At 68.8% G+C, this 16,200-nt stretch carries 17 protein-coding genes; 12 read left to right on the forward strand and 5 right to left on the reverse strand.

The window, feature by feature from the left end; all coding sequences use genetic code 11:
• The first annotated feature begins 3 nt into the window (after positions 1-3).
• From AVR91_RS00910 to AVR91_RS00925, 4 genes are all read left to right on the forward strand, one after another.
• Positions 4-786, forward strand: a complete 783-nt coding sequence (locus AVR91_RS00910) for an ABC transporter substrate-binding protein (protein ID WP_063271959.1) — start codon at positions 4-6, stop codon at positions 784-786.
• Entirely contained in the window at positions 787-1,545 is a 759-nt protein-coding gene (locus tag AVR91_RS00915; protein WP_016338057.1) for an amino acid ABC transporter permease, read from the forward strand.
• Positions 1,542-2,282 (forward strand): amino acid ABC transporter ATP-binding protein, encoded by a 741-nt coding sequence (locus AVR91_RS00920; protein WP_016338056.1) that lies wholly within the window; start codon positions 1,542-1,544, stop codon positions 2,280-2,282. The genes AVR91_RS00915 and AVR91_RS00920 overlap by 4 nt, the downstream gene beginning before the upstream one ends.
• A gap of 294 nt (positions 2,283-2,576) precedes the next feature.
• Positions 2,577-3,464, forward strand: a complete 888-nt coding sequence (locus tag AVR91_RS00925) for an MOSC domain-containing protein (RefSeq protein ID WP_063275764.1) — start codon at positions 2,577-2,579, stop codon at positions 3,462-3,464.
• Here AVR91_RS00925 and AVR91_RS00930 read toward each other — a convergent pair.
• Positions 3,347-4,153 (reverse strand): SAM hydrolase/SAM-dependent halogenase family protein, encoded by an 807-nt coding sequence (locus AVR91_RS00930; protein WP_076153353.1) that lies wholly within the window; start codon positions 4,151-4,153, stop codon positions 3,347-3,349. The genes AVR91_RS00925 and AVR91_RS00930 overlap by 118 nt on opposite strands.
• Positions 4,154-4,188: 35 nt before the next feature.
• Between AVR91_RS00930 and AVR91_RS00935 the strand changes: the two genes are divergently transcribed.
• The 4 genes from AVR91_RS00935 (at position 4,189) to AVR91_RS00950 (ending at position 7,793) form a co-directional block, all read left to right on the forward strand.
• Positions 4,189-5,070: a phosphoribosylaminoimidazolesuccinocarboxamide synthase gene (locus tag AVR91_RS00935; protein ID WP_016338053.1), complete on the forward strand. Its 882-nt coding sequence runs from the start codon at positions 4,189-4,191 to the stop codon at positions 5,068-5,070.
• Between the two features lie 58 nt (positions 5,071-5,128).
• Positions 5,129-5,836 (forward strand): DUF2334 domain-containing protein, encoded by a 708-nt coding sequence (locus AVR91_RS00940; protein WP_228709095.1) that lies wholly within the window; start codon positions 5,129-5,131, stop codon positions 5,834-5,836.
• On the forward strand, positions 5,833-6,564 hold the full coding sequence (locus tag AVR91_RS00945; RefSeq protein ID WP_063275762.1) for a TetR/AcrR family transcriptional regulator: 732 nt from the start codon (positions 5,833-5,835) through the stop codon (positions 6,562-6,564). The genes AVR91_RS00940 and AVR91_RS00945 overlap by 4 nt, the downstream gene beginning before the upstream one ends.
• Before the next feature lie 71 nt (positions 6,565-6,635).
• Entirely contained in the window at positions 6,636-7,793 is a 1,158-nt protein-coding gene (locus AVR91_RS00950) for a DUF418 domain-containing protein (protein ID WP_063275761.1), read from the forward strand.
• Positions 7,794-8,300: 507 nt separating this feature from the next.
• On the opposite strand, the gene AVR91_RS00955 is transcribed toward AVR91_RS00950, so the two are convergent.
• Positions 8,301-8,936 carry an MBL fold metallo-hydrolase gene (locus tag AVR91_RS00955; protein ID WP_063275760.1) on the reverse strand — a complete coding sequence of 212 codons (636 nt, stop codon included), beginning with the start codon at positions 8,934-8,936 and terminating at the stop codon, positions 8,301-8,303.
• 33 nt (positions 8,937-8,969) lie between these two features.
• On the reverse strand, positions 8,970-9,914 hold the full coding sequence (locus AVR91_RS00960; RefSeq protein WP_063275759.1) for an ArsR/SmtB family transcription factor: 945 nt from the start codon (positions 9,912-9,914) through the stop codon (positions 8,970-8,972).
• Between the two features lie 60 nt (positions 9,915-9,974).
• Between AVR91_RS00960 and AVR91_RS00965 the strand changes: the two genes are divergently transcribed.
• The gene (locus AVR91_RS00965) at positions 9,975-11,117 is read left to right on the forward strand and encodes an MFS transporter (RefSeq protein ID WP_063275758.1); all 1,143 of its coding nucleotides are present in this window, start codon (positions 9,975-9,977) and stop codon (positions 11,115-11,117) included.
• A 33-nt stretch (positions 11,118-11,150) separates the two neighbouring features.
• Entirely contained in the window at positions 11,151-12,653 is a 1,503-nt protein-coding gene (locus AVR91_RS00970; RefSeq protein WP_063275757.1) for an aldehyde dehydrogenase family protein, read from the forward strand.
• A gap of 77 nt (positions 12,654-12,730) precedes the next feature.
• Here AVR91_RS00970 and AVR91_RS00975 read toward each other — a convergent pair whose 3' ends face one another.
• Together AVR91_RS00975 and AVR91_RS00980 are read right to left on the reverse strand one after the other, a co-directional pair.
• Positions 12,731-14,311 carry a GMC family oxidoreductase gene (locus AVR91_RS00975; protein WP_063275756.1) on the reverse strand — a complete coding sequence of 527 codons (1,581 nt, stop codon included), beginning with the start codon at positions 14,309-14,311 and terminating at the stop codon, positions 12,731-12,733.
• A 102-nt stretch (positions 14,312-14,413) separates the two neighbouring features.
• Complete coding sequence (locus tag AVR91_RS00980) at positions 14,414-15,187, reverse strand: hypothetical protein (RefSeq protein ID WP_063275755.1); 774 nt, start codon at positions 15,185-15,187, stop codon at positions 14,414-14,416.
• A gap of 66 nt (positions 15,188-15,253) precedes the next feature.
• Between AVR91_RS00980 and purS the strand changes: the two genes are divergently transcribed.
• Entirely contained in the window at positions 15,254-15,493 is a 240-nt protein-coding gene (purS, locus tag AVR91_RS00985) for a phosphoribosylformylglycinamidine synthase subunit PurS (RefSeq protein ID WP_005152565.1), read from the forward strand.
• Positions 15,490-16,167, forward strand: a complete 678-nt coding sequence (purQ, locus tag AVR91_RS00990; RefSeq protein ID WP_016338043.1) for a phosphoribosylformylglycinamidine synthase subunit PurQ — start codon at positions 15,490-15,492, stop codon at positions 16,165-16,167. Before purS ends, purQ begins: the two co-directional genes overlap by 4 nt.
• Positions 16,168-16,200 lie beyond the last annotated feature (33 nt).

Below are 16,200 nucleotides of genomic sequence, written 5' to 3' on the forward strand. Positions count from 1 at the left end.
ACGATGAAGAAGTCACTCGCCGCCGCCGTCAGCGCCGCCCTCGTGGCGGTGCTGACGGCGTGCGGCGGCGGTGAGGACGCCGGCGGGAAAACCCTTCGCGTCGGCACTCTCAGCGACTCGAAACCCAACGCCTATCAGGAAAACGGCGTGTTCACCGGGTTCGACAACGAGCTGCTGAAGGCCATCGCCGCGCACCAGAACCTGAAACTCGAATTCGTCTCCACGGAGTTCTCGGCGCTGCTCGGCCAGGTCGCCACCGGCAAGTTCGACATCGGCAGCTCGGGGATCTCGCAGACCGACGAACGCCGCAAGACCGTCGACTTCTCGGCGCCGTACAACTACCAGTCGCTCGGCATCGAGACCCGCGAGGGCGTCGCGATCACCGATGAGAACTCCTTGGCGGGCAAGCGGATCGGCGTCGTCCAGGGCACGGTGTCGGACAGCTGGCTGGCGGCCAACGCGCCCACCGCGCAGGCGGTGAAGTTCCCGCAGGACGCCGCCGCCCTCGCCGCGCTGAAGTCGGGCGCGATCGACGGCGCGATCTTCGACCAGGCGACCGCCGAGGACTACGCGGCGAAGAACCCGGACGCGAAACTCAAGGTGGTCAAGGCGATCACCACGACGATCCCGCACGGTTTCGCGGTCAGGAAGGGCAACACCGAGTTGGCGGGCAAGATCAACGCCGGGCTCAAGGCGGTCATCGCCGACGGGACCTGGGAAAGGGTGCATCAGCGGTTCGAGCCGAACGCGCCGGTGCCCGCGGAGTTCAAGGCCGGGCAGAAGTAAGTGGACGATTTCCTCAACACCTTCCTGAACTGGGAGTACATCTGGGAGGTCTTCCCCGACCTTCTCGGGACCGGCCTGCTGAACACGCTGATCCTTTCGGTGTTCTCGGCACTGATCGGCACCGTGCTCGGCATGCTGCTGGCCACGATGGGCCTGTCCAGCAAGGCGTGGCTGCGCTGGCCCGCCCGGGTGTACACCGACATCTTCCGCGGCCTGCCCGCGATCCTGACCATCCTGGTGATCGGGCAGGGCGGCGGGATCCTCATCCCGTCGCTGTCGCGGAACCCTTACCCGCTGGGCATTCTGGCGCTGAGCCTGATCGCGGCCGCCTACATCGGCGAGATCTTCCGCGCCGGTATCCAGAGTGTCGAAAAAGGACAGATGGAGGCCAGTCGCGCGCTGGGCATGAGCTACACCAAGGCGATGACGCTCGTCGTCATCCCGCAGGGCGTGCGGCGCGTGCTGCCCGCGCTGGTGAACCAGTTCATCGCGCTGGTCAAGGACTCCAGCCTGGTGTACTTCCTCGGCTTCCTCGCCGAGCAGCGCGACCTGTTCCGCATCGGGCAGGATCTCGCGGCGAACACCGGGAACCTGTCGCCGCTGGTCGCGGCGGGTGCGGTGTATCTGGTGATCACCGTGCCGCTGACCCATCTGGTCAACTACATCGACAAGAAGCTGCGCACCGGCAAGAAGATCCGGGTCGACGACGAGGGCGGCGAGCCGGAACTCCTGAACACCGGAAAGGTGCCGATGCCATGACCGCCGCCGTACGCTCATCGAGCGTCGAACTCCGCGACATCCACGTCTCCTTCGGCACCCTCGAAGTGCTGAAGGGCGTGAACCTCAAGGTCGAGAAAGGCCGCACGACCTGCATCATCGGGCCGTCGGGCTCCGGCAAGTCAACGCTGCTGCGCTGCGTGAACCGCCTCCAGGAGCCCGACTCGGGCGACCTGCTGCTGGGCGGCGAGAGCGTCATCTCGTCGGATCCGGACGCGCTGCGGCAGCGCGTCGGGATGGTGTTCCAGCACTTCAACCTGTTCGGGCACCGCAGCGTGCTGGACAACATCACCCTGCCGCTGCGCAGTGTGCGCAAACTCGGCAAGGAGGAGGCGGCGGAGATCGCGCACGCCCGCCTCGCCGAGGTCGGCCTCGCCGACAAGGCGCCCTACCGGCCGAGCGCGCTCTCGGGCGGGCAGCAGCAGCGGGTCGCGATCGCGCGGGCGCTCGCCATGGAGCCCGAGGTCATGCTGTTCGACGAGGCGACCAGCGCGCTGGACCCGGAGCTGGTCAAGGGCGTCCTCACCCTGATGGCGGGGCTGGCCGAACGCGGGCTGACGCTGCTCGTGGTCACCCACGAGATGGGTTTCGCGCGCAGCGTCGCCGACGAGGTCGCGTTCATGGACGCCGGGAAGATCGTCGAACAGGGCGCTCCGGAGGCGATCTTCGACGCTCCGCGGAGCGAGCGGCTGCAGCGGTTCCTTTCGCAAGTGCTGTAGGGAGCCGGCGGTGAGGCGTGGGTCCGGTTGGTCGTGAGTGGCGATTCGGGTTCTAACCCGAATCGCCACTCACGACCCACGCGAGACCGCACTCACGTGATCCAAGCCGTAACACGCGTGATCAGCGGCGGAACACGCGAGTGCGGCCTTCAATCACGCGAGTTACGTGCCTGATCACGTGAGTCACGCCTTCGCTCACGCCGCGCCTGTGTGCCCAGTCCGTGAAGGCCTCCTTGAGGGACCCAGAGTCCCTCAAGGAGGCCTTCACGGACTTGGGTTCGTTAACCTGCGGTCATGGCGAGAGTGGCGAAGCTGGTCTATTACCCGGTCAAAGGCTGCGCGGGGACGTCGGTCGAAACGGCCGACGTCACCCCCGCGGGGCTGAGGTTCGACCGGGCCTGGATGGTCGTCTCCCCGGAGGGCGAGTTCCGCAGCCAGCGCAAGCATCCGGTGATGGCGTCCATCCGCGCAGAGGTGCTCGACGACGGCGCGCGCTTGCGGCTCGCCGCTCCCGGCGTCGAAGATCTGCTGGTCGAGACGGTCACGGACGGGCCGAGGCAGCCCGCCGCGACGTTCACCTGGCAGGGCAAGGGCGTCCACCAGGGCGACGAGGCCGCCGAGTGGTTCTCCGACGTCCTCGGCCTGCCGTCGGTGTTCGTCGGCCTCGCGCCGGAGCACGAACGCGTCACCAACGGCGAGATCCCCGGCACCGCGGCCTTCGCCGACGCGCACGCGATCCTGCTCACCTCCGAGTCCTCTTTGGACGGTTTGAACGAGCGCATCGCGTCGCGCGGCGCCGAAGCCGTGCCGATGGACCGCTTCCGGCCCAACATCGTCGTCGCGGGCTGGCCGGAGCCGCATCGCGAGGACGACGTCCGCTCGCTCACCGCCGGTGGCCTCGAACTGGGCTACGCCAAGGTCTGCATCCGCTGCACGGTGCCGATGGTCGACCAGGAGACCGGGAAGAAGGCCGGTCCCGAGCCGATCCGGTCGCTCGCCGACTACCGCCGCGAGCCCGAGGGCGGCGTCTCGTTCGGGATCAAGATGGCGGTGACCGGGCCGGGTCAGGTGTCCGTCGGCGACGAGGTGATCGTGCACTCCTGGGCCGGTCCCAGCCCGAGCACCGCCGACGCCGAGCCGCCGTTCACGGCGACCGCGAGCCGTCCCGCGGAATCGGTGTAGAGCACGTTCCGGCCCGGCGGCACCGTGCCGAAGGTGTCGCCGACCAGCGCCTTCACCAGGACGTGTTCGCTGCTGACCGAGACCGTGCCCGCCAGCCCGGCCAGTTCGAGGTCGGCGGGGCTCGCGGCCAGCTGGACGTTGCCGAAGTGGTCGACCGTGAGCACTTCGGCCACCAGCTTGCCGGGGAACACCGCGACGAACGGGTCCGGCAGCCGCACGAGGTCGTCGACGCGCGGCCCGAACTCCTCGGGTGCGACGCCGAGCGCGAGATGCGCCGCCGCGGGGGCGAAGACGTCACGCCCGTGGAACGTCGACGACGTCACCGGAAGGCGGTATTCCGGCGCCGCGAGTTCGTACGCGGCTATCACCCCGCTGAGTGTTTCGGCGGCGGGAATGAGGAGCCCGTTGTCCGGGCCGACGAGCATTCCGCGTTCGGTGACCACCACGACGCCGCGCCGCGCGGTGCCGACGCCGGGGTCCACGACGGCGAGATGGACGGACTCCGGCAGATACGGCGCGGTCTGGGCGAGCACCTCGGCGCCGGTCCTGACCTGCTGCGGAGGGATCTCGTGGCTCACGTCGATCACCCGTACGGACGGCGCGATCCGCGCGATCACGCCGTGGCACGCGGCCACGAAACCGTCGCTCAGCCCGTAGTCGGTCGTGAACGAAACGCAGTGGATCGGCATGATCAGCCATCATCCTTGATCGCTAGGGTGCAGCCGTGACGACGCTCGAATACCCGAAGATCGCCGCCGGCAAGGTCCGTGAGCTCTACGCCGTCGATGACGAGCATCTGCTGCTCGTCACGTCCGACCGGATCTCCGCCTACGACGTCGTCTTCGACACGCCCATCCCGGACAAGGGGCGGGTGCTCACCGCGATGAGCGTGTTCTGGTTCTCCCTGCTCTCCGATGTCCTCCCCAACCACCTGGTCTCCTACGAAGACGAACGCATCCCCGCCGAGGTCCGCGGCCGTGCGCTGCTGGTGCGGCGGCTGGCGATGCTGCCGCTCGAAGCCGTCGCCCGCGGATATCTCACCGGTACCGGTCTCGCCGATTATCGCGCGCGCGGCACGGTTTGCGGTGTCGAACTTCCGCCCGGTCTGACCGAATCGTCCCGCCTTCCCGAGCCGATCTTCACGCCCGCGACCAAGGCCGACCGCGGCTCGCACGACGAGAACATCGCCTTCTCCGACGTCGTCGGGCAGCTCGGCCGCGAGCGGGCCGAGGAGGTCCGCGAGGCGACGCTGGCGGTGTACCGCCGCGGCGCGGAGTTCGCCGCCGAACGCGGCATCCTGCTCGCGGACACGAAGCTCGAATTCGGCATCGACCGGGAGGGGAACCTCGTGCTCGCCGACGAGGTCCTGACCCCGGATTCGTCGCGCTACTGGCCCGCCGGTGGTTACGCGCCGGACAGCCCGCAGCCGTCGTTCGACAAGCAGCCCCTGCGGGACTGGCTCACCAGCCCCGCGTCCGGATGGCACCGCCGGGACAGACCGGGGTCACCACCCTTGCCGGAGGACATCGTCGCCGCCACACGGGCGAGGTACATCGAGTCGTACGAACGCATCACCGGCCGGTCGTTGCAGGATTGGCCCGCCTGACCTGCGGCGTTCACTCCGTCGTCAGTCCGGCGCAAGGCGGCGCTGGCTCACTGGTGGGGTGGATGCACGTTTGCTGGTTTCCCTGTCCGGCGTGACCACCCGGACGTTGCACCGCTGTGCCGATCTCGCGGCCGAACTCGACCGGCGCAGGGTCCCGTTGTCCGTGCTCTACGCCGCTCGCACCGGCGAGGGCCCCGTGACCGAGTGGGTCCGGACGCGCCGCACCAGCGGTGACTCCGTCCTCCTGCACGGGTACGACCACCAGATCCCGCCGACGCACCGCGCCGTCTACCTGGGCAAACGTGCCGAATTCGCGGCGCTGCCCGCACACGAGGCGCGGCTGCGCCTGATCGCGGCGAAGGCGGCGCTCGACGCCAACGGCATGGCCGTCGACGGTTTCGCGCCGCCGCGCTGGGTCGCGTCGGAGGGCACCTTGCAGGCCTTGCGCGAACACGGGTTCACGCTGTGCGCGGACCTGGTCTCGGTGCGGGACCTGGTGACCGGCGACGCCCAGCGCGCCAGGGTGCAGGAGTTCGGCGGGCCGTCGCACCGCACGGAGACCGTCCGGTGTTTCGCGCTGGTGCTGGCCGCCGCCAGGGCCGCGCGCCGCGGCGGGCTGGTGCGGCTCGGCATCGACGCCGCGGACCTCGCCCGGCCGGGACTGCGGCAGGCGTTCCTCGACGCCGTCGACGTCTCGCTGGAGAACCGCGCGTTCGGAACCACGTACGGCTCGCTCTCGCGAACGCGGGTTAAATTGTCGGGATGACCGACGAGGCCGGCGCACCGGCGACGCTGATGCGGCTCTGGCGCCGGTCGGAGCGCCCCACCCGCGGCAGGCCGTCCGTGCTCGACATCGATGGCGTCGTGGCCGCCGCGGTGGACCTCTCCGATCGCGAAGGCGTCGCGAACGTGACGCTGGCGAACGTGGCGAAAGAGCTGGGCGTCACGAAGATGTCGTTGTACCGCCACATCGGTTCGAAATCGGAGCTGCTGGAGCTGATGGCCGACGTCGCCGTCGGCGATCCGCCGAGCCTGGAGCCCACCGGCGATTGGCGGGCCGAGCTCACCGCGTTGGCCGAGGCCAACCGTGATGTCCTGATGCGCCACCCATGGCTGGTCGAGCTGCCGCTTTCCGGCCCGCCCGCCGGACCGCACGCGGTCGCCTGGATGGACGCGTTCCTGCGGACGCTGCGCGACACCGGTCTCGACTGGGGGACCAAGGGTGGGATCCTGGTGCTGATCGGCGGCTATGTCCGCCTCGCGTGCGCGCAGGCCCTCCAGCTCGCCGAGGGCCGGAAGGACAGCGGGCTGAGCCAGGCGCAGGCGGAGCGGGCCTACGGCCAAGGCCTCGCCGAGCTGATCGACCCCGAACGCTTTCCCGACGCCGTGGGCTTCCTGACCTCGGGCCTCGGCGACTCCGGACAGAACTCCGACTTCGACTTCGGTCTCGGCGTCGTCCTCGACGGCATCGCCGCTCTGATCGACGCCGGCTGACAAACGCCTCCTCCTGCCATTAGTATCCGCCGGACATTAATTAGTGTACGTTGGATACTAAAGGGGGAACCATGACATCGACACCGATCGGCGAGCGCGTGCTCGCTCCGGATCTGGCCAGGGGTTTCGCGCTCCTGCTGGTCGCGCTGGCGCATACCGCGAGCATCTTCCTCGGCAACACACCCGGCGTCGATCAGACGCCGGAAGGCCCGGAGCGGCCGTACTTCGTGGTGCTGTTCGTGCTCGTCCACGCGTGCGCGCTGCCGCTGTTCGGCATGATGCTCGGCTACGGGATGGTGCAGTTCGCCGCTCGTCAGGAGGCGCTGGGGCAGCCGTGGCCGCGGACGCGCGGCATCTTGCTTCGCCGTCACGCGTGGCTGCTGGTCTTCGGCGCCGTCGACGGGGTGCTGTTCTTCTCCGGCGACGTGCTCGGCGCGTACGGCGTGATCGGCATGGTGTTCACCCTGCTGCTTTTGCGGCGCGGCAAGGGTTTCTACCGGATTCCGGTGCTGTACCTCGGTTTCGGCGTCTGCTATCTCGCCGTGCTGATGTACCTGGTGCTCACCGGGAACTCCGGGAGCGCGCCGGTTCCGTCCATCGAGGACGCGTCGTCACTGGCGCCGACGTACGGCGACGCCGTGCGGGAACGGCTCTTCGAATGGCCCATGACCACCGCGGTCCTGCTGTCGTCGATCCTGTTCGTCTGGGTGGGCGCCTGGGCCGCGAAGAAGCGTGTGCTGGAGGAGCCGAATCGGAAACTGCTCCTTTTCGGTCTGTTCGGGGGTTTCGGGGTCGCGGTCGCGGGCGCGCTGCCGATGGGGCTCTTCGCCGGCGACTACATCGGCTTCGACGAGGAAACCGCTGGGCTCGTCAAGCTGATGTACGAGGGCGCGGGCCTGTTCGGCGCGATCGGCTACATCAGCTTGTTCGGGCTCATCGGCATGGCGGTCGGCGAGAAACGCCGAGGCGTCGTGGTCACCGCGATCTCGGCGCTCGGGCAACGCACGCTGAGCGCCTACCTGTTCCAGTCGGTGGCGTGGCTGGTCCTGGCGCCGCCGTTCATGCTGGGGCTGAGCGGCAGCACGTTCGTCGCGGCCGCGTGCGGGCTCGGCGTGTGGCTGCTGACGGTCGTCGTCGCGTACGTGATGCACCGCCGGGCGTATCGGGGACCGGCGGAGATCTTGGTGCGGAAACTCGCGTACCGGAGCGGGGGTCGTGAGTGGCAATGATGGTTCTGGTGAACCTGTATTCGCTCACCACTCGGCGTGCCCCCGTCCTGCTGCCGCGGCGGAGCCGATATCGGCGAGTGGGGAGGATTGGGGACGTTCAGCGTCCGGAATCTTCCCCGCTCGGCATGACCTTGATCAACGGAGGATTCGGGACATTCAACGTCCCCGATCTTCCGTTGATCAGCCCCCGAGATCCGCACGACCCTCGACGATGCAGGAATTAGGACACTCAACGTCCCGATTCCTACATCGTCGGCACTGGCACGCCGAGTTCCAGCGCCATCAACCCTCGACTTTCGCCCTGCTCAGGAGTGGTGAGCAAATACCGATTCGCTCTAACCGTCTTTGCCACTCACGACCCGGACGCGCTGGATCATCGCCAGTCCGATCACGCCACGTTTACCCTGCCTTCAAGGGAAGGCATGTGTTGCGAAAGCCACTTCCGCAACCTTCAACGTTGCGAAAGCCACTTTCGCAACGCCATCGCGACCACGCCGGCGACCGGAGCTAGAGCTTCACCGGCTCCCCGACATCGAGCACCTTCACCTCGGTGCCTTCCGGCGCGAGATTCGCGAACAGGCCGTAGTGCATCTGCGGCCGCGCGAGGACGGCTTCGTGGATCGGGACGGCGAGGCGCGGCGACACCGCACGCAGGTAGTCGACCGCCTCGCCGGCCTTGAGCCACGGGGCGCCGGTGGGCAGGCCGAGGACGTCGATCTTCTGTTCCGGCACGAAGAACGAGTCGCCCGGGTGATAGAAGGCGCCGTGATCGACCACGTAGCCGACGTTCGGGATCACCGGGATCTCGTCGTGGATCACCGCGTGTTCGCCACCGACGACGCTGATGCCGCTGGAACCGATCTCGAAGGCATCGCCGGGGTTGGCGATCTGGAACTCGGTGCCGATCTTCCCCACCGCTTCGGCGGAACCCGGATCGACGATCAGCCGCACGCCGGGGTTCGCCTCAAGAAGCGCGGGCAGCCTGTCCATGTCGAGGTGGTCGAAGTGCTGGTGCGTGATCAGGATGGCGTCCAGCTCGCGCTCGCCCTCGAAGCCCGCCGAGAAGGTGCCGGGGTCGATCAGGATCCGCGCGCCCTCGGTCTCCAGAAGGGTGCAAGCGTGTCCAAAGTGGACAATACGCATCGGTGTTCTCCTTCGCGGTAGGTCGATTCCAGCCTAGGCCCGCAGGAGGGCATCGCCAAGTTCGGTGCGCCGGTAACGGACTTCGCGGCCGCGCCGCCGGGTGTCGAGCAGGCCTGCGGCGTGCATCGCGGTGAGGTGCTGCGAGACCGTCGGCGCCGAGAAGCCCAGCCGTCGGGCCAGTTCGGTGGTGCTCGCGGGTTCGTTGAGCGTCGTGAGCAGCGCGGCCTTCGTCCGGCCGAGTACTCCGGCGAGTGCGCCGGGCGGGCGTTCGGGGTCCGACCAGAGTTCGGCAACACCGCGGGCCGGATACAGCAGCGAAGGCTGCCACGGCTCCATCGTGATCACCCCGACCGAAGGCCACGCGAAGACGCCGGGAATCAGCAAGAGCCCGCGACGGTCGAGGTGGACGCGGCCGCGTTCCTTCATCTCGATCACCAGGACGTCGTCGACCAATCGCACCCTCGGGTGGATGTCCTCCAGTACCAGCGCGATCCCGCCGGCGGCCAGCCGTCGTGAGCGTTCCTCGATGTCGGCGACGAGGAACCGGCGCATCCGCGGCCAATGAGGTTCGACCAGTTCGGTCCAGGCGATCTCCATCTGGTCCGCCAGCAGATCCCTCGCCACGGCCGGATCTTCGGGGAGCCCGCTCAGGTCGGCGTCTACTTTGGACAGCTCATGGGCGACCTGCTCCGGCGCCGTGCGGCGGATTTCGGCGAGCTGGGCGGACGCCGTGGTCTCCGGGCCGCTCGGCGGCGGGCTGAGGAAGTCGGTGATGTAGTGCCGCGCGCTCATCACCTTGGCGAAGCCGTCGATGGGCAGGTCCGGCAGTTTCGCGGCCGCCTCGCGCAGCCACGGCAGATGACTCGGATGCCCGCGCCGTCCGAGCAGGGTCTGCATCGCGCCCATGGTCTCGTCGAGCGGGGAGATGCCGAAGCGGACGCGGTTGGCGCTCTCGGCGGTCAGCACCAGCTCGATCATCGGATTAGGCTATTACCTAATCAATGGGCTCGCTGGCCCGGGGTCGGCAATGTTCGTGGCATGACGTTGCTGCGTAATTCCGGGTATTGGCGCTGGTCGGCGGGGGTGCAGCTGAACCGGCTGCCCGCCACGATGGCGCCACTGGCCTTCACCGTGCTGACCACCGCGACGACCGGTTCGTACCGGCTCGGCGGGATCATGATGGCCGTCTTCGTCGCCGCCGAGATGGTCGGCGCCGTGCCGACCGGACGGCTGCTCGACCGCGTCGGCCCCGCCCGCGGTCTCGTCGTGCTGCTTCCCCTGGTCGCCGCCGGGCTGTTCCTGCTGGCCGCGGTCGCCTCCGCCGGAGCCCCGGACTGGGTGATGCTCGCGCTGGCGATCCCGCCTGGACTGGTCGCGGGTGGGCTGAACGGCGGTTTCCGGACCCTGCTCGCCGGGACGGTGACCGAAGAGGAGTTGCCGAGGGCCGTTTCGGTGGACGCGATGATCCTCGAAGGCGTGATCGTCGGCGGACCGCTGCTGGTGGCGCTCCTGGCGACGTCCGGGCCTGCCGTCCCTGTCCTGGCGATGGCCGTCGTCGCCCTGATCGCGGCGCTGCTCGTGCCGCGGCGGACCGTCCGGCGAGATCCACAAAGGACAGTCGAGCGGCAGTCGATCCCGGTCGCCGCCTGTGTGCCCTGGCTGGCGGGGTTGTTCACCGTCGGGCTCCTGCTGTCGACCATCGAAGTCGGGCTGCTGCCGCTCGTCCAGCGCCTCGGCGCCCCGGATTCGGCGACGGCGATCGTCATCGTCGTGTTGTGCGCCGCCAGCATCACCGGGAGCGCGCTCTACGCGGCGCGCGGGAAGGTCGGCGATCCGCGGCTGTTCCTGGCCGGTTTCGTGCTCGGCGGGATCGTCGTTTCGGCGGGTTTCGGGTGGGCCGGGCTGCTCGGCGGGGTCGCGCTGATCGGGCTCTGCACCGGCCCGCTGATGGCCGTCTCGTCGGTCAACCTGCAGAAGCTGCTGCCGGTACGCCGCCGGTCGGAGGGGTTCTCGCTGGCCTTCACCGTGCAGGCGTCCGGCTTCGGGCTGGGCTCGCTGGCGATCGGTGTCCTGCCGGTCTGGCTGTGCCCCCTTCTCGGTGTCCTTGCGGCCCTCGTCTCCTGTGCGATGCTGGTGGCACGCCCCAGGCGAGCTATTGGCACGCCGTCAGTAACGTCGTAGCCTGGGCTTTGAGCCGAGACACGGGAGAAGTCGATGACCGCAGTCCAGCCGAAGCCGACCGCGCACAGCGTGGGGGAGACCTTCGATTCCCTCAGCCCGGCGACCGACGAGGTCGTCGGCACCTACCCGGTGCACAGCAAGGAGGACGTCCGCGCCGCCATCGCCCGCGCGAAGGACGCCGCCGCATGGTGGGCCGGGCTCGGCTACGACGGCCGCGCCGAACGTCTGCGCCGCTGGAAGGGCGTCATCACCCGCAGGCTGCCGCAGCTGTGCCAGGTCGTGCGCGACGAGACCGGGAAGCCGATCGCCGACGCGCAGCTGGAGAGCGTCCTCGCCATCGAGCACATCGCGTGGGCCGGCAAGCACGCGCGCAAGATCCTCGGCAAGCAGCGACGCGCGGCCGGGCTGATGATGTCGAACCAGGCGGCGACGGTGGAGTACCAGCCGCTCGGCGTCGTGGGCGTGATCGGCCCGTGGAACTACCCCGTGTTCACCCCGCTCGGCTCCATCGCCTACGCGCTCGCCGCCGGCAACACCGTCGTCTTCAAGCCCAGCGAGTACACGCCCGGCGTCGGGAAATGGCTGGTCGACGCGTTCAACGAGGTCGTCCCGGAATGGCCGGTGCTGCAGCTGATCACCGGCTTCGGCGAGACGGGCGCTTCGCTCGTCACAGGTGGCGTCGACAAGATCGCCTTCACCGGTTCGACCGGGACGGGCAAGAAGATCATGGCCGCGGCCGCCGAGACGCTGACCCCGGTGATCATCGAGGCCGGCGGCAAGGACGCCGTCCTCGTCGACGCGGACGCCGACCTGGAGGCCGCCGCGGACGCGACCGTCTGGGGCGCGTTCTCCAACTCGGGCCAGACCTGCATCGGCGTCGAGCGCGTGTACGTCCACGAGCGCGTGCACGACGAGTTCGTCGCGAAGGTCGTCGAGAAGTCGAAGGACGTGCGGGCCGGCTCGGACGCGGCCGCGCAGTACGGCCCGGTGACGATGCCTTCGCAGCTCTCGGTGATCAAGCGCCACATCGCGGACGCCATCGAACGCGGCGGCAAGGCGCTGGTCGGCGGTGTCGACGCGGTCGGCGACCGCTACGTGCAGCCGACGGTGCTCGTCGACGTGCCCGAGGACTCCGCGGCCGTGCAGGAGGAGACGTTCGGCCCGACCGTCACCATCGCCAAGGTCCGCGACATGGACGAGGCCGTCGAGAAGGCCAACGACACGAAGTACGGCCTCGGCTCGACGGTGTTCTCGAAGTCGCGCGGCCTCGAACTGGCCGGACGGCTGCGCACCGGCATGACGGCGATCAACGCACCGCTTTCGTTCGCCGGTATCGCTTCGCTGCCCTTCGGTGGCGTCGGCGATTCGGGCTTCGGCCGGATCCACGGCCCGGAAGGCCTGCGGGAGTTCGCCCGCCCGAAGGCCGTGGCACGGCAGCGGTTCACCGCCCCGATCGTGCTGACTTCGTTCTCCCGCAAGGAAAAGACCGACGCTCTGGTGGCGAAGCTGATCACCGTGCTGCACGGGAAACGCTGACGCTTCTCCCTCGGATGTCATGAAAGGGTCGTTCCTGACGAAAAACGTCAGGAACGACCCTTTCATGACATTTGGCGCTACTTGCCCCGGATGAGGTCCGCGGCCTTCTCCGCCACCATGATCGTCGGCGCGTTCGTGTTCCCGCGCGGCACCACGGGCATCACCGAAGCGTCCACCACCCGCAGCCCCTCCACCCCGCGCACCTTCAGCGACGGATCGACGACGGCGTTCTCGCCCGTCCCCATCGAGCAGGTCCCCACCGGGTGGTACAGCGTCTGCGTCTTCTCGCGCACGTAGTCGGCCAGTTCGTCGTCGGTCAGGTCGTGCCGCTCCGGCAGGAACGGCTTGTCCAGATACCGCGCCAGCGGACCGGACTTCCCGATCTCCACCAGCGCGCGCATCCCGGCGAGCATCTTCTCCATGTCCACGGACTCCGCGTAGTAAGCCGGATCGATTTCGGGTTTCCACAAGGGATTCCCCGACTTCAACCGCAGACGTCCCCGGCTCGCGACGTCCACGAGGGTCGCCGCCGACGTGAAGCCCGGCACCGTCGGCTCGCGCATCCCGTTGTCGTAGAACAACGTCGGCGCGACGTGGATCTGCATGTCCGGCGGCGAAACCCCGTCCGCCGCGGGGAAGAACGCGCCCGCCTCGCCGATGTTCGAAGCCAGCGGGCCGCGTTTGGTGAGCTGGTAGCGCACCAGGCCGGCGGGTGTCGCCGCGTCCACCAGGTCGGTGGTGCCGCGTGTGGACCAGATGATCCCGCAGGCCGGGTGATCGTGCAGGTTGTCGCCGACCCCCGGAAGCGCGGCCACGACGTCGATCCCGTGCTCCCGCAGGTGTTCCGCCGGGCCGACGCCGGAGAGCATCAGCAGTTGCGGTGAGTTCACCGCGCCACCACTCAGCAGAACCTCGGTCGACGCACGCACGGTCGTCTCGGCACCTCGGTCCAAATAGGACACACCGACCGCGCGAGTGCCTTCGAAGACGACGCGGGTGGCTTGCGCGTTGGTCCGCACGGTGAGGTTCGGGCGTGACAACGCCGGCCGCAGGTACGCGTCGGCCGTCGACCAGCGGCGGCCCTTCTTGCAGGTCACCTGGTAGACGCCGGCGCCCTCCTGCGAATCCCCGTTGAAGTCGTCGGTGCGCTTGAGGCCCCAGGCGACCGCGGAATCCACCCAGGCGAGGGAAAGTTCGTGGGTGAAGCGGCGGTCCTCGACGTTCAACGGGCCGTCGGTGCCGTGCAGCGGCCCGCCGAGCCGCTGGTTTCCCTCCGCCCGTTTGAAGTACGGAAGGACGTCGTCGAAACCCCAGCCCTCGGCGCCGTGCCCGTCACGCCAGCCGTCGTAGTCCGCGCGGTTGCCGCGGATGTAGATCATCGCGTTGATCGACGAGCAGCCGCCGAGCGTCTTCCCGCGCGGCCAGTACAGCGACTGGCCGGTGTGCTTCTGCTCGACCGTCTCGTAGTTCCAGTCCCACTTCGTCTTGAACAGACCGGGGAACGCGGCGGGGATGTGGATCTCGTCGGCGTCGTCCTCGCCACCCGCTTCGAGCAGGAGCACCCGCGCCGACGGATCCTCGCTCAGCCGGTTCGCCAGTACGCATCCCGCGCTGCCCGCGCCGACGATCACGTAGTCGAAGGAGTCCTGATCGGCCACGGTGCCTCCTGCTGCTCGCCCGGTGTTGACGCCCCGCCAATGGGCTCATCTTGGCCCAGCGCCGCGCTCCGAGCATCCCCCAGACGAAGGATCGGTGCGAGCTCAGTCGGAGTCGGGTGAAAAAGAGGTCACGCAGGGGCCGCCCTCGGCGTCGTCCTCGGTCTCGACGCGGCCGGGGTTCCGGACGCCGTCGACCTCGCCCGACAGGTGCAGGATCGTCTGCTTCGCGGTGGTCAGCACGTCGGCGTTGTCGACGGTGTACCGCGCCTCACCGTGGATGATCTGCTGCACGCCCTCGCGGGTCGTGTCCGGCACCTTCTCGCACAGCACGGACAACGCCGCCGGGATGTCGCGCGCGTTGATCGCGTCGACGAACTTGTTCCCCGCCTCTTCCCCGGTCTTGACGTCCGGTCGGGGCGACGGCTTCGTCTCCAGGCTCGGCAGCGGCTCGGGCTCGCCGCCGACCTTGGCGTCGCGCACGCACCAGCCGTCCTCGCCGGGGATCATCGCGATCCCGACGGTTTGACCCCCGAGGGTGAACGCGGCCGAGTACTCCTGCGGCGCACGCTGATGCGTGGGCGTGCTCAGCTGTGCGCCTTCGGAGACGGCCGCCATCTGCTCGAAGGTGTAGGACCGCTTCGAGCGGATCGGGCACCAGAGCTGACTGACGCGACCCTCGCCGACGCCGTTCACGAACGACTGGCCCAGCTGCTCGGGCGTCGCACGCGAGGTGGTGTCGGGCTTGGTCTTGAAGAACCCCGGCGTCACGAAGCCGGTGAACGCGACACCGCCCGCGATCAGGACGAAGACCAGCGCCAGCGTGATCCAGAGCCCGGTCTTCGACTTCTTCGGCGGTGCGTACTGCCCGTAGGTCATGCGGCAACCGTAGTGAAGTAGGCTCGGGCGGTACCCACGACCTGCGTGAATAAGGAGCAGCCTGCCGTGGCCCGAGTCGTCGTCGACGTCATGCCCAAGCCCGAAATCCTCGACCCGCAGGGCCAAGCCGCGCTCGGCGCGGCCGGTCGTCTCGGCTTCACCGGGATCACCGGGATCCGTCAGGGCAAGCACTTCGAGATCGAGGTCGACGACTCCGTCGACGACGCGACGCTCGAAAAGATCGCCGAAGGTTTCCTCGCGAACCCCGTCATCGAGCAGTGGACCATCAAGCGGGTGGACGCGTGAGCGCCCGCATCGGGGTCATCACCTTCCCCGGCACGCTCGACGACGGCGACGCGGCCCGCGCGGTCCGCTACGCCGACGCCGAGGCCGTGCCGCTGTGGCACGCGGACGAGGACCTGAAGGGTGTCGACGCGGTCGTCGTCCCCGGTGGCTTCTCCTACGGCGACTACCTGCGCGCCGGCGTCATCGCCCGGTTCGCGCCGGTGATGTCGTCGGTGATCGAGGCCGCCCACAAGGGCATGCCGGTGCTGGGCATCTGCAACGGCTTCCAGATCCTGTGCGAGGCCGGGCTGCTGCCGGGCGCGATGATCCGCAACGCGGGCCTGCACTTCATCTGCCGCGACCAGTGGCTGCGCGTCGAGAACACCGAGACCGCGTGGACCACCCGGTACGACAAGGGTGCCGAGATCCTCATCCCGATGAAGAACATCGACGGCTGCTTCGTCGCCGAGCAGAACACGCTCGACGAGCTGGAGGGTGAGGGCCGCGTGGTGTTCCGCTACGTCGGCGGCAACCCGAACGGCTCGCGTAACGACATCGCCGGGATCCGCAGCGAGAACGGCCGCGTCGTCGGGCTCATGCCGCACCCGGAGCACGCCATCGACGCCCTCACCGGGCCGTCGGATGACGGGCTCGGCATGTTCTACAGCGCCGTGGACGCGCTCGTCTCCGCCTGAGCCAAATGTCATGAAAGGGTCGTTCAGGACATC

The sequence above is a fragment of the Amycolatopsis keratiniphila subsp. keratiniphila genome, from assembly GCF_001620365.2.
Taxonomy (GTDB): domain Bacteria; phylum Actinomycetota; class Actinomycetes; order Mycobacteriales; family Pseudonocardiaceae; genus Amycolatopsis; species Amycolatopsis keratiniphila.